Here is a 22960-nt window from a genome sequence, read left to right as displayed (position 1 = left end):
AAAATGCTGACACGAAAGGATGAGGCATTCAACCTTTCATGTCAGCTTTTTCTTTTATCTTCCTAGTGTCGGTGCTATCCACACCTCGCCGGTTCCTTCAAAAACGTGCAGGTAACCCTCTCCACTTGTCGCCGAACCGATGATAGAAGAGGAAGCTCGTTTAACAGAAAAATCGATATCCCCTTTTCTTAAAAGTGCAAAATTACCATCCACTTGGAGCTTTTCATCATGAAGCTCTACCTTCATAATCTGTTGAAGCGGAACAGGACTTTGAAGCACGCAAAAGCCAGAGCCTCTTAATCTCGTTTGAAACAGCCCGTCTTCTCCTTTTATAGAAGAAGTTAGTTTTTGTCTGGCTACACCTAATTGTACGGATGGTTCTGCCGCATAAAACATTCCGCGATCAGCAACTACTTCTTCGTCATTTAAGTTCAACAACAAATAGTGACCATACGACGGCTCTAAGTAGATTTCTCCCGTTCCTTCATACAATGGTTTAAACAAAGATTCTTCCGTTAAAATATTGGAAGCCATCTTCTTCATGAATCCTCCAACTCCACCTGCATTACTTTTCAGTCCTAGATCACCTTTCATAAACTGCAATGCTCCCGCCTCAGCTTGAACAGCTCCTTGGCGCAATGTGATACGAACTTGTTTTAACGATATCCCGGTTTCTTTGGCATAATATGAGGAACTTGAACCTGCACTTGTTACAGGCAACTGCTTATATTCAAGGACTTCAAATGTCGCTCGACGTCCTTCTTCTTTTTCAATAACGGTAAAAAGAGATTCATTCATAACCATCATCCTCCTCTTTCTAGCATAACAAACTCTGACTTTGTTTAAACAAAGCGTGGTATAATTCACACAAAGATATTGGCTATCGCCAAAAGAATATGAGAGAGGCGTGATTTGACGTGCAGAACAAAATCATTCTTGTAACAACTGACTCATTTGGTACTGGCAATGATCCTGCTCTTGGAGAAAATGTAATGGAAACGTATTTTACTGTTTTAAAACAGCAATCTGATCTTCCAGCTGCTATCTTTTTCATGAATCGCGGCGTATATTGTCTCACAGAACAGTCTCTATGTTCGCTGCATCTTAAGGAAATTGAAGAAAAAGGTGTTAAAGTATTCGCCTGCAAGACATGTGTTGACCACTATAACGTTGAAAATGAGCTTGCGGCTGGGGAAATTTCAGGAATGGCACACTTTGTAGAGCTTTCTGCTACATATGAAGTGATTACGATTGCATAATATATAAGTGATTCAAGGTATTTTTTCGCACTCGATGTTGGGATTGAATGTGGTTGATTTCCGCTCCAGGTTGCTCGCTTTCCGCGGGGCAGGCGGTGAGCCACTTGCCGCTTTGCGCCACTAAATGTCTCCCCTGCCCACCTGTCCCGCAGGAGTCTCGCACCTTCCACTCCAATCAACTTGCAATGAAGTGAAGAAAAAAATTTAAGGGCAACAATCCTCGAACAAAAAAGAAGATTATCTACTTCCCATCTTCGTTTTTCTTCTAATTAATGTGACATAAAAAAGCGTACACCTAATTTGCCGGTGTACGCTTTTTTAGTTCTATCTTTTTTCTTCTCGTATGATTCTCTTTTCTCTAGTCGTTGCCTCGTCTCGGATAACGGGTTCTTCTCTAATCACCGTTTCACGATGAACGTGATCTGCTTTTCTTACTGAGAAAAGCCTTTTTAGCAGCATGCCCACTACGCCATACACAATGATTGCAACAATCGTAGACAATTCGATCAGAAATCCATTGGCTAGTTCGACGTTTGGAAAAATCGCTGCAAATGGTAATAGAAGCGGTTGGCTCAGACCGTATATTAGCTGTGCGAAAGCTGCTCCTTCATTTGCATTAAACAGCTGGAAAATAAAACGTAAAATTAAGATAAGCTGAATGATACCGACTATGAATGAAATAATTGTGGCTGGAACGGAACGCCTCATCGCAATTCCCTCATTTCATTGGATTTGCTACTAAACATACCCTTCTTTTCACAACATTAAGCATGCTCAATCGGTTTATTACTTTGGTCATACTGGCTTAGCCAATTCTCCGTAAAGTCTACGAGTTCTTTCTGTGGAATCAGTCGACAATCAGCCATCCCAACTTTTCCTTTCTTGACTGGATAACTATTTTGCTCGTAAACCTCTCCAATCTCTTCAAACAATTCTTCTCGATAAGAGATCTGAGTGAACGACTTCCAAACTCTTTTTCCATCGCTAAAAAACGGGCCTGCATTTTGTTCTGTTTTGGGTGATGGTACGCGATGTTCTGCTAAGTGCATGGAGGTATTCGAATCATAGTCTACACCTAATAAAAGAACATGACCTTGAAGTTCGTAAACTCTTCCAAGAGGTGACTGTTCGCCTAAACCGAAATCCACTGAATGATCGTTTATGATCGTTTCTTTATTTTTTCCCCATGCAGCAAAAGATTCTGTTGGATGATTGCTTCTTAAGACACCCGGAAACGTGCGAAATGCTTCTACAATCGCTCCCATAAAATAGGTCGGTGTTACAGCTGAATCAAACGCAGGCATCTCTTCTATGATTGTTGGCCACCAATCCTTTGGAACTGGTGGATTCAGCCACCCTGCCGGATCAGAATAATGAGCCGTGTGTGTAGGCATAACCAATGTTCCTTCTTCCGTTATAACGTCCATTAACGCTTGTACAACTGCCACAGGTCCTCCTACAACCCAACCTAGTGACTTCAAACTAGAGTGAACGATAACGGTCATTCCTTTTTTTAATCCAAATAATCTAAGATCCTCTGCTAAAGTCACCCTCGTTTTTGGATAATCTGTATGTAATTCTATACTACTCACACTTCTCACAACCTTCAGCTTTTTATGTACCCTCATTATACCAAAAGAAATGGAATACTTTGACTGTGGCTGATTTTGATTATTTTTGGTTGTTTATGATTGAAAAATGTAAGGGCTTACGTTAAAATGATGTCAAAGATAAAGAACATTTGGAGGTGTCAGGATGCTTACACCTGAAAGACATCGTAAGATTATTGAAGTTTTAGGCGAAAAGTCAGTAGTAACCATACAAGAACTCGTAGAAGCAACAAGTTCATCTGAATCAACAATACGCAGGGATCTCAGTCAGCTTCAGAAAGAAAAGAAATTAAAACGCGTACATGGCGGAGCATCACTTACTCACCAAAAAAGCGAGGAATTGAGCGTATTTGAAAAATCAGATAGAAACTCTTTAGAAAAACAAAGAATTGCACAATATGCTTGCGACTTAGTTGAGACTGGAGATTGTATCTATCTCGATGCAGGTACGACAACACTAAAGATGATTCCTCATCTAAAGGATAGAGAGATTACGGTTGTAACGAATGCCATCTCACACCTCGATGCGTTAAGTGAGCACGAGATTAAGACGTACTTAATAGGTGGACTCGTAAAGTCTAAAACGAAAGCACTGGTTGGCAGCAGTGCGATTAAGAGTTTGAGTTCCTATCGATTTGACAAGGTGTTTCTTGGGATGAACGGCATTCATATGGAGGCAGGCTTCACTACACCAGATCCGGAAGAAGCAGCAGTAAAAGGTTTAGCGATCTCTCTTTCACAAAAAGCATTCATATTAGCTGATCATACGAAGTTTCATGAGACTTCGTTCTCAAAAGTAGCTGACTTAAGTGAGGCTATTATTATTACGAACGAAATTGATGATGACGTCATCTATGACTTTCAAGACAAGACAGAGATAAGGGTTGTGACACCATGATTTATACTTGCACACTCAATCCATCCATCGATTATATAGCTCGAGTGGAGGATTTTAAAGAAGGACATTTAAACCGCACATCAGACACCTTTGTATACCCCGGTGGAAAAGGCATCAACGTTTCACGCGTCCTAAAGCATCTTGGAATAGAGAGTACTGCACTTGGATACACCGGTGGCTTTACTGGTGCTTTTTTAAAAGACTTTTTAACAGAAGAGCATATTTTTCATGATTTTATAAATGTTTCAGAAGTTACGAGAATTAATGTGAAGCTCAAGTCTCATAAGGAAACAGAGATTAATGGTCTTGGACCTTCTATCTCTATAGAAAAACAACATGATTTACTTCAAAAGATCGACCACATGAGCGAAGGTGATTTCCTCCTTCTTGCTGGAAGCATTCCACCATCGATCTCAGAGGATTTTTATGCAGAGATCGCAAAAAAGTGTAAGGACCAAGGCATTCACGCGGTCATTGATACGGCTGGAGAAGCACTGCGGAAGACGTTATCGTTTCAGCCCTTTTTAATCAAACCAAACCACCATGAACTGGGAGAACTTTTTCAAACAGACGTTAACAGTAAAGAGGATGCTATTTTTTACGGCAAAAAGCTGTTAGAAGCTGGTGTACAGAATGTCATCGTTTCTATGGCTGGAGATGGCGCAATCTTTCTTAACAAAGATACTGTCCTAATATCAAACGTACCCGTTGGAACCGTTAAAAATTCAGTAGGTGCAGGTGATTCGGTTGTAGCAGGATTCCTATCTCAGATCATCCAAGAGCGTGACCTCTCAACCGCGTTTCAATACGGAGTCGCTGCAGGAAGTGCCACTGCATTTTCAGAAGACTTGTGCACGCTAGAACAGGTAGAATCGTTACGCAAACAGATCGTTATAGAAGAAGTAACACGATAACGAGGAGGAATGATGATGAAAATCACGGATTTATTAACAAAAGATACAATCTTATTAAACTTACAGTCTCAATCCAAAGAAGCAGTAATCGATGAATTAATTGAGAAACTGCATACAGCTGGAAAACTAAGTGATAAAAAAGGATATAAAGAAGCAATCTTAGCCAGAGAAAGCCAAAGTACAACAGGTATTGGTGAAGGAATCGCCATACCTCATGCAAAAACAAATGCTGTAAGCGAGCCTGCTATCGCTTTCGGCCGTTCAACAGACGGCATCGATTATGAATCTTTGGATGGTCAAAACGCGCATCTGTTTTTTATGATTGCTGCATATGAAGGCGCTAACAATGACCATTTAGCAACACTCTCTAGACTCTCAAGCTTTTTGATGGACCCTAATTTCAGATCGAAACTCCAATCTGCTACAACAGAAAAAGAGATCTTAGATGCGATTGATGCTAAAGAAAAAGAGATGGAGAAAGAAGATGCTCCGACCTCTTCTTCATCAAAACAAAAAATACTAGCCGTTACAGCCTGTCCTACAGGAATTGCTCATACGTATATGGCCGCTGATGCGCTAAAAGCAAAAGCGAAGGAAATGGACGTCAACTTAAAAGTAGAAACAAATGGTTCGAGCGGAATTAAAAACGCACTTACGAAAGAAGATATTGATGAAGCTCATGCGATTATTGTCGCTGCAGACAAACAAGTTGAGATGGAGCGTTTCAACGGCAAGCACGTAATTCAAGTCCCAGTTGCTCAAGGAATTCGAAAGCCTCAACAGCTCATTCAGCAAGCGTTAGATCAAGATGCACCCGTTTATAAAAGTAACGGAGAAACCAAGGGTGTTGATAATAAGAAAGCTGCTTCACCAGCAGGAAGATCTGGTTTTTATAAACACTTGATGAGCGGTGTCTCCAACATGCTTCCCTTCGTTGTTGGTGGAGGAATTCTGATTGCGATCTCGTTTATTTTCGGCATTAACGCAGCTGATCCGAAAGATCCTTCTTATCATCCGATCGCTGAAGCACTGAGCACGATAGGTGGCGGTAACGCGTTTGCTTTAATGATCCCTGTTTTAGCAGGTTTTATTGCGATGAGTATCGCAGATCGTCCAGGATTTGCGCCTGGTATGGTCGGAGGATTTATGGCCGCAACAGGCGGAGCTGGTTTCCTTGGCGGGCTGATCGCTGGTTTCTTAGCAGGATATATAGTTCTTGGATTAAAAAAGTTGTTTAGCAGCTTGCCTCAATCACTAGAAGGAATCAAACCTGTTCTTCTTTATCCTTTATTCGGTATCCTTCTCACCGGTCTGATCATGATGTTCATTGTGATTGAACCCGTGAAAGCATTGAACGACGCATTAACGTTGTGGTTAAAAGGGATGGGAACCGGAAATCTTGTATTCTTAGGTTTAATTCTAGGCGGAATGATGGCTGTCGATATGGGTGGACCTATCAATAAAGCCGCTTTCACATTCGGTATCGCGATGATCGATGCAGGTAACTTTGCCCCACATGCAGCCATTATGGCTGGTGGTATGGTGCCACCACTTGGTCTCGCACTATCAACAACATTGTTTAAAAAGAAATATACAAAAGCAGAGCGAGAAGCAGGGAAAACAAATTACATTATGGGAGCTTCTTTTATTACAGAAGGTGCTATACCATTCGCCGCTGCCGATCCTGGTCGTGTAATCCCGGCCGCCGTTATAGGATCCGCTGTAGCTGGTGCATTATCTATGGTATTCGGCATCGGACTTCCCGCTCCACATGGAGGCGCGTTCGTTATCCCAATCGTAAACGGAAATCCGTTGTTATATGTATTAGCGATTCTAATCGGTTCAATCGTTACCGCTTTTATCGCGGGTATTCTAAAAAAAGAAGTTCAAGAAGACAAAAAAGAACTCGCAGCGTGATGTGAGGGGAAAAATTGAAACAGAAAAAGGATAAAACTAACTCGACATGACGAGTAGTTTTATCCTTTTTTCTTATGTGATGTTTTATTAACTAAATCAATATACTCATCCTAAAACCGTTCCGTTATCAAGTAGAGGTTTAGCAAAAGGTTGTTTTTATGTTTTTCTCTTCATATGCGAGTTGATTGTAGCGCAAGGTGCGAGACTCCTATGGGACGAGCGGTCAGACCGAAAAAGTGGAAGTGGCTCGTTCAGCCCCGACAAGCAAAAGGTGAATGGGCTAGGAAGGCGCACTTTGCCTTCTTGACCGTTTAACTTTTGACCTCGAGGGGCTAGTCACTGCAACTAGGCAAGGGGCTCACCGGTCGCCCCATGGAAAGCGAGCAACCTGGAGCGGAGATCAACTACTATTGAGAGCTACTATTGAAGCAGCTTTTTAGTTTGATAATTAAACTTCTCTCGGAATCCATTCACCAAGAAGCTCACCCATTTTAACTTTTCCTTTTTTCCCTGTAAACTTCAAAGCACCTTGTGGAATACACAATACTACGGTAGAGCCGAACGAAAAGTACCCAAATGAATCTCCTCTTTTTACAGCAGGCTCATAATTCGTACGTTCAATCGTATTTACATTCAAAGCACCGACCATAACATGTGCAAGAGGTTGACCACCTGCATTCATTCTAGTAACTAATCTGTAATTCCGTGTTAACGGTCGTAATCCATGACGTAATCCAAGCTCGTTGACCGGGGCAGCTTCTCTTCCTAATGTGTATACGGACTCAACTTCAGCATCCACAGGTACATGGACTTGATGGTAATCCGTAGGACTTAAATAGAAAACAAATACTTGTCCCCCACTGTATTTCTTTGCTTCTGATTCAGAACCTAATAACTCAGCCACCGTATATTCCTGTCCCTTTACAGTAAAACGGCTCTCTTCAGTAAGATGATCTACTACTGATAACACAGCATCACAAGGACTTACAAATGCATGAGCATCTGTTGGAACTGGACGAGCATCAGATTTTAAATCACGGATAAAAACATCATGAAGAGAATGATACTCTTTTAGCTCACGAGTGGCTTCGTTAATGTTTATTTTATATAGTTTCACGAATGAAGGAATGAAAGGTTTACTCGCTTTAGATTGTGCGAATTTTTTTAATGAACGTGCCACGACTGGGTGGCCATTCAGTTCAAATAAATTTCTGTAAAATCTAGTCATGTTCATGCTCTATCACCTAACTTTTAATTTTATGGAATGTTATCATTATTAATAACGGTATTCATTTGGTATTTTTTGATATGAATACAGTATAATGCATACTGCTAAATATATCAGCGTTTCATCTTCTTACATACTCTTTTTAGGCTCAGGTACCAACATCTGAACGAGCTTAACCCTTTTATTATTCTTCGAAGGTCTGTTTGGCACATATTTGCCGATTAGTTCCTGCATTCCCTGACTAAGTTCTTCCCACTCTTCATCATTTAAATAAAGATCCAACTGGTTATATCCAAAAATGTCTGTTTTAAGATTTGTATTGCCGTTTAAATAAGCTTCCACTTCGCCCGTAACATTGGATACAAACGTCATAAACATTTTCATATGTTCTTCTTTTGATAAGTTAGCAGCTTCTTCAGCAGATATATATGCTGAATTCTGGTCCAGAGCATACGTACGCTCGACCGCACCTCGTACTTTTCTTTCTTCAACAACATATATGATCTCATTTTTACTAAGTAGATTTAAATGTCTGTATAACGTCGCTTGAGGAACTTCAGACACCCATTCTTTTAATTCCATTACGGTAGCAGGACCTTTAGAAAGCTGCTGTATAATTTTCATTCGAACAGGATGTAAGATAAAATCTGCTTTGCTTTGCATAATACAGAATCATCCTTTTTTATTATTGTTATCGATAATGATAATAATAAACCTCTTTATTGTCAATGAAAAAGAAGCATCCCTCAAGATGCTTCTCATTATTTGTTATGCTGCTGTATGACCATTATCTATTTGATTAGTTTTTTTTTGCCCGATACTCCAACCTGTATAAGCGAGTAATAATGTAAACATTGGAGACAGCCATAAGAATAATGCATATGGAATGTATTCTATAACTGATACACCTAATGTTGATGCAAAGAATGCACCACTCACACTCCAAGGAACGAGTGGATTTACAAGTGTTCCTCCATCTTCTACCGTTCTAGATAAGTTTTTTAACGGGACGCCGGACTTAATGTATGCATCCTTTAATGCCTGTCCCGGTAACAGGATGGAAAGGTACATCTCTCCTGCAAGTAAATTGATTCCTACTGAAGAAGCTAGGGTAGTCGCGATTAACTTGCTTGCTTTTTGAGTCGTGTTTTTCACAGCTCCAAACAATAGATCAAACATTCCTAACGCTTGAATCACTCCACCTAAACCTAATGCAATTAGTACTAGCGAGATCGACCACATCATAGACATTAATCCACCTTTGTTTACGATGGTATCTACTGTTTCATTACCAGTCTGTGTTTGTAAACCATTCTGCATAACATTGATCACTTTTTGTAGCGTCAGGTCTGGTACTAAGAAAAATCCAACGATGATCGACACCGTTACCCCAGCTAAAAGAATAGGTATGATAGGCAATTTACGAAATGCCAAAACCAGTACAACGACTGGTGATATCAAAGTTAAAAGATGGATTGGGAATTCGCTCGAAAGTACAGATTGTATTTCTTTGATTTCTTGAAGATTCGCGTTGCCTCCACTTCCACCAAGTATGAAAAAGGCAATAGCAGTCAGAATGAATGCCGGAACCGTTGTCCACATCATGTGTCGAATGTGCTCAAACATATTTACGCCAACGACTCCTGGTGCAAAGTTTGTTGAATCAGACAGTGGTGACATCTTGTCTCCGAAACATGCTCCGGAGACAATAGCACCTGCAGCTAATGCTGGGTTCACTCCAAGCACGTGACTGATACCCATTAAGGCTACACCAACCGTACCAACGGTTGTAAACGAACTTCCTGTAAAAGACGAAACAATAACAGTAATGATGAGCGCACTTACTGCAAACCATTCAGGCTGAATGATATCCATCCCATAAAACAGTAACGTGGGCACTGTTCCACTTAACATCCAACTTGCTATAACAAGTCCTACTGTTAATAGAATCATGATCGGCTGCAATCCGGCTATGATTCCGTTCAATATTCCTTTTTCTACCGTCTTCCATGATGCGCCAAAGACAACGCCTACTACTCCCAATAAGATCAAGCAGGCTAACAATGGTATATGTGGTTCAACTTTTATATACACGAGACTCGTGAACATCACTGCAAAAATCATTGTGAATAATCCAAGAGCCACCGGTAGTTTCATTTGTTTTTTCATGAAAATCTCTCCGTTCATCTTCTTACGCTTATTTACTTAAACGCTTTTACGCGTTGAAGCGTGTTGGTAACTGTTATAATACTAACGAACTTTACAGAAGCTGTCAACATTACAGACATGGTAAATTAAAGAAGACATATTTACGGAGGCCTGACAATATGAACAGAATTAGAAGTTCAGTGAAAGCATTAATCATTCATGATCATCATGTTTTAACGATTAAAAAAGGAAACGAATATGAAGCAAAATATGTTATACCAGGTGGTGGACAGGATTTTAATGAATCTTTATCAGACGCTGTGATTCGAGAATGCTTAGAAGAACTAGGTGTAAAAGTAGAAGTTGGTCCATTGTTGTGGGTTCGGGAATTCATTAGCAAAAATCACGTCGTGAATCAAAAAGAGGAGGACCGAATACATATTGTAGAGCATATCTTTGAGGCTTTCTTAGAAAATGTTCCATCACGTTTTCAGCCGCTTTCTCCAGATTCTACTCAATTAGCCATCAAGTGGCTGCCGATCGATCGGCTCTTAGAGTATAATTATTATCCCCAAGAAATCATTACGTTGATTCAGGAAAAGAGCTTTTCAAAATACAACGGACCTACTTATGTTGGCGATATAAATTAATTCTAAGGTAAAATCACTTTAATAAAAGGGGGTATTACTTTGTGGTGGTTGCTACTATTCATCATCGGAATTTTAGCATTAGCATTTATCATAGATTATAGAAGAAAGAAAAGAAATGATAAACATACCAATGACGTTGATCCTCGTGTACGACAAGGTGAAGTTGGCAGTCATTGGAATAGCGGTGATGGTCCTAATGGATTTTAGTCACAAAAAAAACGCAGAGGATTTTAATTTCTCTGCGGTTTTTTGTGTGATTCTCCTGCTATCATTCATCTTCCCCGCCTCGCAAAATCGACAAATCGGAAGCGATCTAGGCGATGGCGAGATTCTGTGTATTGAAACAGACTCGCATCTTCCAGGTACACATAGTTTTTTACAACGACAATATGCTCGAAAGTACCAAGATCCAACAATTTCTTATCTTCTTCTGTACAATCTACGACGACAATTTCCTTTTTTGCAAAACTGATCTTCAGTCCCAACTCATGCTCTAAATAAGCGTAAATGGACTGTTCAGCAATTTCTTTCGTGAGCTTGGGTACGTATTTTTTCAAGAAGTAATCCTTGTCCAAAATGATGCGCTCTCCATCAAGCTGTCGTGATCGAATGACTTTCCATGTTAGCTCTTCAGACTCTGTTTGAAGCTGCTGCTGAAGAAACGCATCAGGCTCTATCAAGTCAAATTCATGAACAGTCGTTACACTGTTTTTCCCCATGGACTCTGACAACTCTTGAAAACTTACCAATCCCGAAACAGGAAAGCTAAACTTATTTGTTTCTAGAACGATTGATCCCCTACCACGGATTTTTTGTATAAAGCCATTTTGTGATAAAAGGTTTAGTGCCTTTCTTACAGTTTCCCTCGAAGTTTCGTATTGGTCTGCTAGATCGTGCTCGGAGGGAAGCTGAGTATTGGCTTTTAAGACACCCTCTTGAATTTGATCAGATATTTCCTGATAGATTTCTTGAAATTTATTTTTTCTCATCATTATTCACCATAATTAGTGTAGCATTATTTTTTCAAGTGAAAAACGATAGATTCATACGGCCGTAATGAAAATGAAGAAAAATCTGTAGGTGTTTCCTCATAGTTACTAATCAACACTTCCGCAGATAGACCTGTAAGATCAATGGATTTTGGCAATTCAAAATCTGTGCTCTTACGATAGAAGTTATTCACGACAAGAAGTTTTTCACCATTCTCTGCGTTACGAACATACGCAAAAATATCAGGATGATTCTCTAGGATTAACTCATAATCCCCGTATGTTACTATATCTAGTTCTTTCCTTAAATGATTGAGCTTCTGATAATGATAGAAAATAGAGTTCTCATCATTTACAGCTGCTTCGGCATTGATTTCATTATAGTTAGACGCAACCGGTATCCAAGGTTCTCCTGTCGTGAACCCAGCATTTTCACTATCATTCCATTGAACAGGAGTACGAGAATTATCACGTGATTTATGTTTAAGAATCTCTAGTACTTCTTCTTCACTATTGCCTTCTTCTTTTAATAGGTTAAACATGTTTAACGACTCAACATCACGGTACTGATCGATCTTCGTGAATTTAGGGTTTGTCATCCCGAACTCTTCACCTTGATAGATATAAGGCGTTCCTTGCATCATATGAATCGCAGTCGCAAGCATCTTGGCTGATTGTACACGGTATTCACCATCATCACCGTAACGTGAAACGATTCGTGGCTGATCGTGGTTGCACCAGAATAACGCGTTCCACCCACCGCCTTTATGCATCTCAACTTGCCATGTCGAAAGAATTTCCTTTAATTTAAGAAAATCAAAATCAGCTATACTCCATTTCTCACCATTCGGATAATCGACCTTTAAATGATGAAAGTTGAATGTCATGCTTAATTCGTTTCGGTCAGGATTCGTATACTTGATGCAGTTATCTATCGTTGTGGATGACATCTCACCTACTGTGAGGACATCATATTTTGAGAACACTTCCTTGTTCATCTCTTGCATGTATTCATGCACGCGCGGGCCATCTGTGTAGAATCTCCGTCCATCTCCTGGTGCTATGGAGCCATCATCGTTAGGGAAATCTTGGTTTTTTGAAATAAGGTTGATTACATCTAAGCGGAAGCCATCCACGCCTTTTTCAAACCAATAGTTCATCATCTCATAAACTCTTTGACGAACTTCTGTGTTTTCCCAGTTTAAATCCGCTTGTGTCACATCGAATAAGTGGAGATAGTATTGACCTGTTTCCTCATCAAGCTTCCAAGCTGATCCACCAAATTTTGAAATCCAATTAGATGGTTCTCCACCTTCAACAGAATCTTTCCAAATATAAAAGTCACGGTAAGGATTGTCTTTTGATGAGCGTGATTGTTGAAACCATTCATGCTCTGTACTTGTATGGTTCACTACGATATCCATAATGATCTTCAAATCTCTTTGATGTGCCTCTTGAAGCAGACGATCAAAGTCTTCCATCGTCCCATAATCTTCAAAGATTTTATAATAGTCTCGAATGTCATAGCCGTTGTCTCGTTGAGGAGAGTCATAGATCGGAGTTAGCCATAATACGTCTACTCCTAATTTTTTTAGATAATCTAACTTCTCAATGATTCCGTCGATATCTCCTGTTCCGTTTCCTGTCGTATCGTTAAAGCTCTTTGGGTAGATCTGATACACAACAGATCGCTTCCACCATGGTTCCTTCTTCATACTTTCACCGCCATATATGTTTTAGTAATGAAAACAACCGGAAATAAAATGTTGCTATCCCGGTCGTTTTTGTTTAATTGTCTTACTTAGATTTTTTTACTTTTGCATAAAGGTACGTTAATACAAACGGTACGACAAGTGCGATTCCCATACCGAAAAAGAATGATCCCCAGCTTCCTGGTAAGATTGAAAGGAAACCAGGTATACCTCCAACGCCAATAGATGACGCACGAACGCCCGCAACAGTAATCACGATTCCAGCAATTGCAGAACCAATCATCGCGAAGATGAACGGATAACGGAAGCGTAAGTTTACTCCAAACATCGCTGGCTCAGTGATTCCCAGATATGCTGATAATGCTGACGTTCCAGCAAGCCCTTTAAGCTTTTCATCACGTGTTGCCATAAACATCGCAAGTGCTGCAGAACCTTGTGCAATGTTTGATAGTGCAAGCATCGGCCACAGAAAAGTACCACCTGTATTAGAAATAAGCTGCAGGTCGACTGCTAAGAACGTATGATGCATACCAGTAACAACAAGCAATGAGTAGAAACCACCATAGATCAACCCGCCTAGCCATGCAAAGTTATCAAAGATTGATACGAAAAAGTCCGTAATGCTATTACCGATCGTAAACGTGATCGGTCCGATAACGATAAACGCTAAAAATCCTGTTACTAATAATGTGATCGGTGCTACCAATAATAACTGCAAGGCATCAGGAATACGTTTTTTCAAGAATAGCTCTATTTTTGCTAAAAAATATGATGCGATCAGAACGGGCAACACTTGACCTTGATAACCTACTTTTTCAATCGGTAGACCGAATAAATTCCATGTTGGGATATCCTTTGTCTTTCCATAATCCCATGCGTTTAAAAGATCTGGATGGACAAGCATCAGTCCAAGAACGATACCAAGTAATGGACTTCCTCCAAACTTTTTAACAGCGGACCAACCGATCAGACCTGGTAAGAACACGAAAGCAGTATTGGCGATCAAGTTAATCATTCCAGCAAGATCCGCCCAGTTCTGGTGAACATCAATGAATGATTTCTTATCATAAAAAATACCTGGACCAGTCAGAATATTGTTAATCCCCATCAATAGACCTGCCGTTACGATTGCAGGAAGAATCGGGATAAAAATATCTGCTAACGCTTTTATCGCGCGTTGAAGTGGATTAAGCTTCTTACTCGCTTCATCCTTAATGTCTTCTTTAGACGCGCGCCCTGTACCCGTAATATCAATGAACTCGTTGTACACTTTGTCTACTGTTCCTTGCCCAATGACGACTTGATATTGGCCGTTTGTTGAGAAAGAACCTTTAACGAGATCAATATTCTCCAGAGCTCTCTCGTCTACTTTTCCTTCATCCTTAAGAGCAAGACGAAGGCGCGTCACGCAGTGAGTAGCTGCTGATATATTTTCTTTACCGCCGAGAGCTTCGACGATTTGTTCAGCTGATTCGCGTATTTTACTCATTCTGTTCCCTCCTAGAAACCGTTTCCATTTCATTTTAAAAAAAGTGATATACCTCTATACCCTTAATTAGCATTCAATGAAAACTTGTTCACTTCTTTAATGTGTCTAAGCGTTTTCATAAAAACTAAACTTGTATATACATCTCACAAAAATAATTTAACCTGTATATACAAATATGTCAATCACTTCGATTACTTGGTGGAATTTACCGTTGTAAGCTACTTTTTCTTTTCTCCTTATTTTTTGCTATAATCTGTTACATATAGAGAAACGAGAATAAAGGAGATTTTATGATGTCACCTAAAAAAGCACTTACGATTGCAGGATCCGATACAAGCGGTGGAGCAGGTATTCAAGCAGATTTAAAAACATTTCAAGAGCTAGGCGTATACGGAATGACTGCTCTAAATGTTGTGGTCGCACAAGACCCACATCGTGAATGGTTTCATGAAGTATTCTTGCTTCCTAACGATCTTTTTAAAGCACAATTAGAAACGGTTGTTTCCGGAATCGGTGTTGATGCACTTAAAACAGGCATGCTTGCTTCAATTGAAGCTATCGAGATAACTGCGGATCTGATCGAAAAACACGATCTTCAAAACGTTGTAGTGGACCCTGTTATGGTTTGTAAAGGTGCAGAACCCCTTCACCCTGAACTTGCTAGCACACTTCAAAATGTATTGGTACCTAAAGCGACGGTTGTAACGCCAAACCTATTTGAAGCTGCACAACTTGCTGGTATGGAACCAATCACAACTGTTGAACAGATGATGGAAGCTGCTCATAAGATTCAAGCAAATGGCGCAAAGTATGTAATCGTTAAAGGCGGCGCTAAATTAGAACACGAAAATGCCGTTGACGTTCTTTATGATGGACAAGAATTTGAAGTTTTAGAATCTGAAAGAATTGAAACAACGTGGACGCATGGCGCAGGATGCACATTCTCAGCAGCGATTACGGCAGAACTTGCTAAAGGAAAGCCAGTCCGAGAAGCTATCTTAACAGCAAAAGATTTCATTACAGAAGCCATCGCAGCAGGGTTCGAAATCAACCAATATGTAGGACCAACATGGCATGGTGCTTACCGTGATAAATTAAACAAATAATTATTTAGTGAAGACTGATCATCTTTGATCGGTCTTTTTTGTTCTATAAATGTTTTGGGACTACTAATCTGATTCGACATCATGTGTGGACCCACTAACGTTGTTCAAGTCTTTAAAACAAACTAACTTAATGATTTATGTTTTTTACTTCAATGCCAAAGTGATTGGAGTGCAAAGAGCGAGACTCCTGCGGGACGAGCGGTCAGACCGAAAAGTGGAAGTGGCTCGTTCAGCCCCGACAAGCAAAAGGTGAATCGGCTAGGAATGCGCTTTTTGCCTTCATTACCATTTAACTTTTGACCTCGAGGGGCTAGCCACTGCAACTAGACAGGTGAGACCCCTTAGGGCGCAGGGGGCTCACCATACGCCCCGCGGAAAGCGAAGCACCTGGAGCGGAAATCAACTACCTTCCAAAAATCTTTGAGGTTTACAAAATGATAGGCATATCATACACGTTATTTAAGAATTTGAATTATAATAAGTACATCTATTCTGCACTGGAGTGTGAAGATATGCAGCTCATACAAACCAACGAAGTCCAGGAAACACTGGATCAGCTTATTGGAAAAGAACTTTATCTACATTTAGAAACAACCAATGGCGCCTATGCCAATCATAATAACGAAAGTGTTCTAACCGTTAACGCATATATTCGAAACGGTAAAGTCACACCATTATCAGGAAAAATCATGGGGAGCGGTCCATACCGTGTTGGCTTGAAGATTGAGCTAGGTTGGATTTATGCAGAAGGGTTAACACATTGGGAAATCGACTCAGAGGGAAGATTACTAATGGCAGGTCACGATGCTGAAGGTCGACTTGCAGTAGCTCTTCAACTCAGTTCTTCCCCATTTGACGTATAAGGAGGTTATATAATTGGATGATCATTTACTCGTGATCTTTCCCCACCCAGATGATGAAGCATTCGGGGTGTCCGGGACGATTGCACAACATACAAAGAAAGGCTTACCCGTTACTTATATCTGCTTAACGCTCGGTCAGATGGGTAGAAATATGGGAAATCCACCATTCGCTACTCGTGAATCGCTTCCTCTTATCCGCCAAAAAGAGCTTGAGGATGCATGTGCCGCAGTAGGCATTCAAGATCTGCGACAATTCGGGTTCCGTGACAAAACAGTAGAATTTGAAGATGAGAAGTTTTTAGCTGATCAGTTCTTAGCTGTCATTGATGAGGTAAAACCAACGCGTATCATCACATTTTATCCAGGATATAGCGTGCACCCTGACCATGAGGCGACAGCAAGAGCTGTTGTGCGTGCGGTAGGAAGCATGCCTGAGATGGATCGTCCGGAACTATTATGTGTCGCTTTTGCAAAAAACTCTGAGGCCGACCTAGGAGCTCCACATGTAGTGACTGATATCTCTGATGTTTTTGAAGAAAAAATGAACTGCATCAAAGCGCATCGATCTCAAACACAATGGCTTGTTGATAGCGTTGATAAAGATCCTGCCATGTTGGCTTGGGTAAAAAATGAAAGATTCTGGCGTTATCCCTTTTAAATTCATAGACTAAGAACCCGCTGTCCTACCTAGGCTACGGGTTCTTTTTTTAGTATTAATACTTGAATTTTCAAAAAAATGTACAAATCCATGTAGCATTTTCCTGATATTGTGGTATACTAATTGTAACAAATCGTTCACAATTTAGACGCTAATTCGTCAAAATTGTAAGCGCAAACAATACTTCAAGGGGTTGATTAGTAATGGATGTTTTTATGGTTTACTTATTCGTAGCGACTGCCACGCCATTATTCTTATGGAATGATAGTCGTAAGTTAGCCTTATGGCAAACGCCGTTCATCGCCCTTTTATGGACTTACGTTGTGTTATTCATGGCTAATGATAGCTTAAGCTTATTCGTTCACAGTTTCTTCATCACCGTATTCATCGCAAACGTTGTTTTTGCTCATTATGCAGCATACATCGTATGGGGCCGTCCATATTTGGCGAAGCGCAAGATGGAAAAAGCTAAATATTAATTTAAATTTTAATCCCCTCTTTTTAGAGGGGTTTTTGCATTTATTGGTATTTTTTCTCATTCAAATATCCTGATATACTCTTTCCTACCACTGTCTAGTACCCCCTCATCTCCTATAACCTATATATCCCGTTTTTCTTCTGTTTTCTTCACTTTTTGCTTGTTTTCTACACTATCTCATCAATACCTGTTGTGTTTAAATCTCACCATGTTATACTCGTTACCGTTGAAATTTTGATCGGAAAATGAGTTGATATAACTTACAAAACAGGAGTGATTTTTAACACATATGATATTAAATGAATCAAAAAACAAACGAATTGTTATTAAAATTGGATCTAGTTCTTTAACGAGTAGACTTGGTGATATTAGTAGACATAAATTAGAGCGACTTGTTGATGAGGTCGTGAAATTGAAAGATGAAGGACACGAGGTGTTGCTCGTATCTTCCGGCGCAGTTGCCGCAGGGTATAGACGTTTAGGTTGTTTGAACCGTCCGACTTCCCTAGCCGAAAAACAAGCGGCTGCATCAATAGGACAAGGTTTATTAATGGAATCTTACTCTGAACGCTTTATCTCTCACGGTTATACCGCTTCACAGATCTTAATTACGAGAAGCGACTTTTCTGATCGTGATCGGTATCATAACGCTCGAAATACAATCAACGTTCTTTTAGATCGCGGAATCATACCAATCGTCAATGAAAATGACACAGTTACAGTAGAACGACTTAAGTTCGGTGACAACGACACGCTTTCTGCTAAAGTGGCAGGACTTGTGGATGCCGATCAGCTCATCATTCTCTCTGATATCGATGGCCTGTACACGGATGATCCTCGAAAAAATCCTGATGCAAAACTCCTAACAAAAGTTAGTGAAATCACACCAGAAATTGAGGAATCTGCAGGAGAACCCGGAAGTGCAGTGGGTACAGGCGGCATGCGTTCAAAGATCGATGCAGTTAAAATTGCGATGGCATCTGGCATTTCATCTTTCCTTGGGAATGCAACATCACCAGATATCATTCACAAAGCAGTCATCGGCAAAGCTAGAGGAACATACTTTATCCCTGGTAAAAATGAATTCAACCTGGATACGAAGCGTCAATGGATTGCTTTCCATTCTGGTCCAGAAGGTGAAATTGTAGTCTCAAATAAAGCTAAAAAAGGCATTGATGAGCTCAAAAGCCTTTATCCTACAGGCATTCGCTACGTAAGTGGTCATTTTAAAAAAGGGTCTGTGGTTCGTATTAAAGATTTAGATGGAAATGAAGTTGGTCTTGGTGTTTCAAATTATTCTTCTAAACAGTTAATCAAGATTAAAGGTATCTCTCGAGACGAGCTAGCTGATGTAGGACCTGAAGAAGCCATCAATAACAATGATTTAGTCTGCCACACTCGTTTGGCAGTTCCCATTCACTAATATATCGTTACGAAAATGTGAGATTTAAAAATACAAGGAGGCGTTGGATGAGTACTTTTAAAAGTACAACCAAAAATATCGATGTGAAAGACCAAGCAAAGTTAGCACAGGAAGCTTCAAAAAAGCTCGCACTGCTTAGTGAAAAAGAAAAGAACGAAGCATTATTTGTGATTGCAGATACGTTAGAAAGAGAAACAGATTACATCTTAGAAGAGAATGAGAAAGATTTAGTTAACGGGAAGGAAAATAATTTTTCAGAAGCCTTGATGGATCGCTTGCGTTTAACAGAAGATCGCGTTAAAGAGTTTGCAAACGGACTACGCGAGGTTGTGAAGTTAAAGGATCCTGTAGGTGAAATCTTGTCTGACTGGACACTAGAAAACGGATTAAACGTAGAGCAAGTTCGTGTACCTTTAGGTGTAATTGGTATGATTTATGAAGCACGACCAAATGTAACAGTTGATGCGACTGGACTTGCATTAAAGTCTGGAAACGCCATCGTACTAAAAGGCGGTTCAAACGCTATACATTCAAACTCAGCGATTGTATTCGTCATTCATAAAGCATTAACAGCAACAAAAATCCCAGATGATGCTGTTCAATTTATCGCATCTACAGATCGCGAAGCGGCGGGTCAATTGTTTACGATGAAGGAGCATATCGATGTGTTAATTCCTCGTGGTGGCGGTAATCTGATTAAAACAGTTGTCGAGAATGCTACAGTGCCTGTCTTAGAGACAGGTGTCGGCAATTGCCACATTTATATTGATCAGTTCGCTGATGTTAATAAAGCTCTCGCAATCATGGAGAATGCTAAAACAGATCGACCAGCAGTTTGTAACGCTGCAGAGACGTTCATTTTTCATGAAGCATGGCTGAATGAGCATGCGGAACAAGTTACTGCTCTTTTTGAAAAGTACGGTATTGAAGTGCATGGTGATGAAAAAGCTGCAGAGTTATTACCGGATGTGATACCAGCCAATGAAAAGGATTGGGCTGAAGAGTATTTAAGTTTGGCTGTAGCAGTTAAAGTAGTTAGTTCTGTCGAAGAAGCTGTCTCTCATATTGAACGTTATGGCACAAAGCATTCAGAAGCGATCGTGACAGAAAATGCAGAGAATGCCGTTGCTTTCTTAAACAGTGTTGACGCAGCTGCCGTTTACCATAACGCGTCTACCCGCTTTACTGATGGGTCAGCGCTTGGGTTCGGTGCTGAGATCGGTATTTCCACGCAAAAATTACATGCTCGTGGTCCAATGGGTCTACCAGCACTAACAACGATTAAATATTGTATGACTGGTGACGGGCAGGTTAGATAATTTTTATGTGAGCAGTCCCTTTTTTAGGGGCTGTTTTTTGTGTGTTTTTGTAGAAATAAAGAAGGTAAAGTTAGGGTGGTCAGAGAATGTTTTTAAAAAGGAGGTCTTATATGTTAGTTAAAGATCGCGGAAAGTCTATAAGGATAAGAAAGCTTGAAGTTATGCAACGAAGAGTGATTAAGCTTCATCCCAAATATTTAACCATGGAAGATGAATTAAGCGGTATTGTTAGCCGGACATTTTGGCGAGCAGTCAAATGACTACTTTTTAAAACCTTTCCGGGACTTTTCCGTTATGCACGACCTGAGGCTTACAGCGCACGAAAGTTATTTTCAGATCGACACCCTGCTTCTCTCCCCTCGTTATCTCTTAAACCTCGAAGTGAAATTCATTACCGGAACCTTGGTTTTTGACCATCTCAACCAAGTCATCAGAGTAAAGGATGATGGATCCGAAGAAGCTTTTCGAAACCCTATTTTCCAAGTGAAGCGCCAACAATCTCACCTTATTGAATGGATGACAAAGAACCGTATTCCTCCCATTCCCGTTCGCTCGCTAGTAGTCATGAGCAATCCGAGAACCATTATTAAAGCACCACCCTCAAATAAAGATGTACTTCATTATATTACCCATAGTCCCTATTTGCAGGAGAAAATTAAAGTGATTGATAAGATGTATACGGACGAGAAGCTGACGATAAAAGAAGTCACTAAACTCTCCAATATGCTTGTTCGACATCATGTCCCTGAAAACCCTGATCTTTTAAAAAGGTATGGTATTGAAGACAAAGATATTATCAAGGGTGTTTATTGTACGGAGTGTTTTTATTTGCCCTGTGGTGCGAAAAAAAGCTGTTTGGCTTTGTCCTAAATGTTTGAATAAAAGTAAAGACCTTCACCTTTCTTCACTTTCTGATTATGTACTTTTGTTTGGGAAAAACATCACTAATAAAAAGTTATGTGAGTTTCTGTGTCTTTCATCCAGACATACAGGGAAGCGACTACTTAATGAAATGAACTTACCTCATACTGGTGGAAAGAAAGGGAGAGTTTACACACTACCTGATCCGTATTGAGATTATTCATGAGTCGATGACAAACTTTTTAAATCGCTCACAAACTTCTCGAATCGCTCACAAATCGACAATTTACTTAATACAAACACGTGCAAGAGCCAATAAACACAAAAAACCCCTTGCTAAAAGATCAATCCCTTAGCAAGAGGCTTTCACATACTAATTCTTATTAATGACTCCCATGATCACCAGAATCATGTTCACTTCCGCCACCATGAGAACCGTGATCTTCATGATTCTCAGTGTCAGGTGCGTGCTGATGCTTATCATGCTTCGCGTGACCTGCTGTCATAACCCATACAGAACCGATTACGATAACAATCGCAACGAATGCTGCAAAGAGGATGTTACCGATCTGTACGCGGCTTGTAAGGTTACTCTTCGTAGAGTTCTCTGTTACGTGCATGAACATCAAGAGCTGAAGAGCAGCTTGTAGGAACGCAAAACCAAAAATGATAATTAAAATCCAAGTCATCGAAAGATCTGTTTCAAGCGCAATCCAAAGTGCGAATAATGTTAGCACGATGGATAACACAAAACCGATTAAATGTTTCCACGGAAAACCGTGGTGTTCATTAGCTGCAGTTTTACTAGCCATTATGCATCACCATCCCCATCAGATAAACGGCTGTGAAGATAAAGATCCACACTACGTCTAAGAAATGCCAGTATAGACTGGTGATGAAAACTTTTGCAGATGTAGCTGGCGTTAGACCGCGCTTCGCTACTTGAATCAAGACCATCGTTACCCAGAAGATACCGAACGTTACGTGGGCACCGTGAGTACCGACAAGAACGAAGAACCCTGACCATGCTGCACTTGTACCGATGTTAGCACCTTCATGAATGAAGTGTAAGAACTCTTCAATCTCAAAGTAAAGGAATCCAAGACCAAGACCTAAAGTGATGGCCATCCACGTGATCAAACCTTTAACATTTTGACGACGCATCTCATGAACCGCAAGTCCACAGGTAAAACTACTTGTTAAGAGCAAGAAAGTTTGGATCAACAAACTCTTTACTTCGAATAATTCACCTGGTGATGGACCATCAGCGATACGATGTTCTAAAACCATATAAGTTGCAAATAATGTTGCGAACAACGCAATTTCTGCCCCGAGGAAAATCCAGAAACCGAGAATATTTAAACGCCCAGTCTCCGAACGATACTCTAAAGGCGTGTTGGGGTCGTGTGTTTCTGCATGTGCCATTTTTTCACGCCTC

The 22960-nt window shown here is 40.3% G+C and carries 25 protein-coding genes; 14 read left to right on the top strand and 11 right to left on the bottom strand.

Annotation, left to right across the window (positions count from 1 at the left end; all coding sequences use genetic code 11):
* Positions 1-54: 54 nt before the first annotated feature.
* Positions 55-798: an AIM24 family protein gene (locus IHV09_RS15505; protein ID WP_197191839.1), complete on the bottom strand. Its 744-nt coding sequence runs from the start codon at positions 796-798 to the stop codon at positions 55-57.
* Positions 799-917: 119 nt separating this feature from the next.
* Here IHV09_RS15505 and IHV09_RS15500 point away from each other — a divergent pair, with 119 nt between their 5' ends.
* Entirely contained in the window at positions 918-1259 is a 342-nt protein-coding gene (locus tag IHV09_RS15500) for a DsrE family protein (protein WP_197132644.1), read from the top strand.
* Positions 1260-1583: 324 nt separating this feature from the next.
* Here the strand turns inward: IHV09_RS15500 and IHV09_RS15495 are convergent, their stop codons facing one another.
* Entirely contained in the window at positions 1584-1967 is a 384-nt protein-coding gene (locus IHV09_RS15495; protein WP_197132642.1) for a YggT family protein, read from the bottom strand.
* 56 nt (positions 1968-2023) lie between these two features.
* Positions 2024-2851 carry an aminoglycoside N(3)-acetyltransferase gene (locus tag IHV09_RS15490; RefSeq protein WP_370568988.1) on the bottom strand — a complete coding sequence of 276 codons (828 nt, stop codon included), beginning with the start codon at positions 2849-2851 and terminating at the stop codon, positions 2024-2026.
* A 163-nt stretch (positions 2852-3014) separates the two neighbouring features.
* Between IHV09_RS15490 and IHV09_RS15485 the strand changes: the two genes are divergently transcribed.
* Genes IHV09_RS15485 through IHV09_RS15475 form a run of 3 tightly spaced genes read left to right on the top strand, consistent with a single transcriptional unit; the run spans position 3015 to position 6598 of the window.
* The gene (locus tag IHV09_RS15485) at positions 3015-3767 is read left to right on the top strand and encodes a DeoR/GlpR family DNA-binding transcription regulator (RefSeq protein WP_197264913.1); all 753 of its coding nucleotides are present in this window, start codon (positions 3015-3017) and stop codon (positions 3765-3767) included.
* Positions 3764-4681 (top strand): 1-phosphofructokinase, encoded by a 918-nt coding sequence (gene pfkB / locus IHV09_RS15480; protein ID WP_197264912.1) that lies wholly within the window; start codon positions 3764-3766, stop codon positions 4679-4681. Before IHV09_RS15485 ends, pfkB begins: the two co-directional genes overlap by 4 nt.
* A 15-nt stretch (positions 4682-4696) precedes the next feature.
* Positions 4697-6598, top strand: a complete 1902-nt coding sequence (locus IHV09_RS15475; RefSeq protein WP_197264911.1) for a PTS fructose transporter subunit IIABC — start codon at positions 4697-4699, stop codon at positions 6596-6598.
* Between the two features lie 448 nt (positions 6599-7046).
* Here the strand turns inward: IHV09_RS15475 and IHV09_RS15470 are convergent, their stop codons facing one another.
* The 3 genes from IHV09_RS15470 to nhaC form a co-directional block, all read right to left on the bottom strand.
* Positions 7047-7832, bottom strand: coding sequence for a phosphatidylserine decarboxylase (locus tag IHV09_RS15470; protein WP_197191844.1), 786 nt, complete (start codon positions 7830-7832; stop codon positions 7047-7049).
* A gap of 123 nt (positions 7833-7955) precedes the next feature.
* Entirely contained in the window at positions 7956-8489 is a 534-nt protein-coding gene (locus IHV09_RS15465) for a helix-turn-helix domain-containing protein (RefSeq protein ID WP_197264910.1), read from the bottom strand.
* 105 nt (positions 8490-8594) lie between these two features.
* Positions 8595-9995, bottom strand: coding sequence for a Na+/H+ antiporter NhaC (gene nhaC, locus IHV09_RS15460; protein ID WP_197264909.1), 1401 nt, complete (start codon positions 9993-9995; stop codon positions 8595-8597).
* A gap of 158 nt (positions 9996-10153) precedes the next feature.
* Here nhaC and IHV09_RS15455 point away from each other — a divergent pair, with 158 nt between their 5' ends.
* Both IHV09_RS15455 and IHV09_RS15450 read left to right on the top strand, forming a co-directional pair.
* Positions 10154-10624 carry an NUDIX domain-containing protein gene (locus tag IHV09_RS15455; RefSeq protein WP_197264908.1) on the top strand — a complete coding sequence of 157 codons (471 nt, stop codon included), beginning with the start codon at positions 10154-10156 and terminating at the stop codon, positions 10622-10624.
* Positions 10625-10663: 39 nt separating this feature from the next.
* Positions 10664-10831, top strand: coding sequence for a hypothetical protein (locus tag IHV09_RS15450; protein ID WP_197264907.1), 168 nt, complete (start codon positions 10664-10666; stop codon positions 10829-10831).
* A gap of 65 nt (positions 10832-10896) precedes the next feature.
* Here IHV09_RS15450 and treR read toward each other — a convergent pair whose 3' ends face one another.
* The 3 genes from treR to treP all read right to left on the bottom strand — a co-directional run bounded on the left by treR (position 10897) and on the right by treP (position 14814).
* Positions 10897-11613 carry a trehalose operon repressor gene (gene treR, locus IHV09_RS15445; RefSeq protein ID WP_197132625.1) on the bottom strand — a complete coding sequence of 239 codons (717 nt, stop codon included), beginning with the start codon at positions 11611-11613 and terminating at the stop codon, positions 10897-10899.
* A gap of 26 nt (positions 11614-11639) precedes the next feature.
* The gene (gene treC / locus IHV09_RS15440; protein ID WP_197264906.1) at positions 11640-13328 is read right to left on the bottom strand and encodes an alpha,alpha-phosphotrehalase; all 1689 of its coding nucleotides are present in this window, start codon (positions 13326-13328) and stop codon (positions 11640-11642) included.
* 82 nt (positions 13329-13410) lie between these two features.
* Positions 13411-14814, bottom strand: coding sequence for a PTS system trehalose-specific EIIBC component (gene treP, locus IHV09_RS15435; RefSeq protein ID WP_197264905.1), 1404 nt, complete (start codon positions 14812-14814; stop codon positions 13411-13413).
* 293 nt (positions 14815-15107) lie between these two features.
* On the opposite strand from treP, the gene pdxK reads away from it, so the two are divergent.
* The 8 genes from pdxK (at position 15108) to IHV09_RS15395 (ending at position 21531) form a co-directional block, all read left to right on the top strand.
* Complete coding sequence (gene pdxK, locus IHV09_RS15430; RefSeq protein ID WP_197132718.1) at positions 15108-15920, top strand: pyridoxine/pyridoxal/pyridoxamine kinase; 813 nt, start codon at positions 15108-15110, stop codon at positions 15918-15920.
* 512 nt (positions 15921-16432) lie between these two features.
* Positions 16433-16783, top strand: coding sequence for a YojF family protein (locus tag IHV09_RS15425; protein ID WP_197132610.1), 351 nt, complete (start codon positions 16433-16435; stop codon positions 16781-16783).
* A 13-nt stretch (positions 16784-16796) separates the two neighbouring features.
* Positions 16797-17441, top strand: coding sequence for a bacillithiol biosynthesis deacetylase BshB2 (gene bshB2 / locus IHV09_RS15420; RefSeq protein ID WP_197191852.1), 645 nt, complete (start codon positions 16797-16799; stop codon positions 17439-17441).
* Positions 17442-17644: 203 nt separating this feature from the next.
* The gene (locus IHV09_RS15415) at positions 17645-17920 is read left to right on the top strand and encodes a spore morphogenesis/germination protein YwcE (protein ID WP_066243203.1); all 276 of its coding nucleotides are present in this window, start codon (positions 17645-17647) and stop codon (positions 17918-17920) included.
* Between the two features lie 288 nt (positions 17921-18208).
* Positions 18209-19342, top strand: coding sequence for a glutamate 5-kinase (proB, locus tag IHV09_RS15410; protein WP_197264904.1), 1134 nt, complete (start codon positions 18209-18211; stop codon positions 19340-19342).
* A 47-nt stretch (positions 19343-19389) separates the two neighbouring features.
* Positions 19390-20661 carry a glutamate-5-semialdehyde dehydrogenase gene (locus IHV09_RS15405; protein WP_197264903.1) on the top strand — a complete coding sequence of 424 codons (1272 nt, stop codon included), beginning with the start codon at positions 19390-19392 and terminating at the stop codon, positions 20659-20661.
* Positions 20662-20771: 110 nt separating this feature from the next.
* Positions 20772-20921, top strand: a complete 150-nt coding sequence (locus IHV09_RS15400; protein ID WP_197264902.1) for a hypothetical protein — start codon at positions 20772-20774, stop codon at positions 20919-20921.
* Entirely contained in the window at positions 20887-21531 is a 645-nt protein-coding gene (locus IHV09_RS15395; RefSeq protein WP_197264901.1) for a nuclease-related domain-containing protein, read from the top strand. The genes IHV09_RS15400 and IHV09_RS15395 overlap by 35 nt, the downstream gene beginning before the upstream one ends.
* 374 nt (positions 21532-21905) lie before the next feature.
* Here IHV09_RS15395 and qoxD read toward each other — a convergent pair whose 3' ends face one another.
* Positions 21906-22334: a cytochrome aa3 quinol oxidase subunit IV gene (gene qoxD, locus IHV09_RS15390; RefSeq protein ID WP_197264900.1), complete on the bottom strand. Its 429-nt coding sequence runs from the start codon at positions 22332-22334 to the stop codon at positions 21906-21908.
* Entirely contained in the window at positions 22327-22947 is a 621-nt protein-coding gene (qoxC, locus tag IHV09_RS15385) for a cytochrome aa3 quinol oxidase subunit III (RefSeq protein ID WP_144704062.1), read from the bottom strand. The genes qoxD and qoxC overlap by 8 nt, the downstream gene beginning before the upstream one ends.
* Between the last annotated feature and the right edge of the window lie 13 nt (positions 22948-22960).

This window comes from Fictibacillus sp. 23RED33 (genome assembly GCF_015903925.1).
Taxonomy (GTDB): Bacteria; Bacillota; Bacilli; order Bacillales; family Fictibacillaceae; genus Fictibacillus; species Fictibacillus phosphorivorans.
The sequence above is the reverse complement of the archived record's forward strand: the minus strand, read 5'-3'. Positions and strand labels throughout refer to the sequence as shown.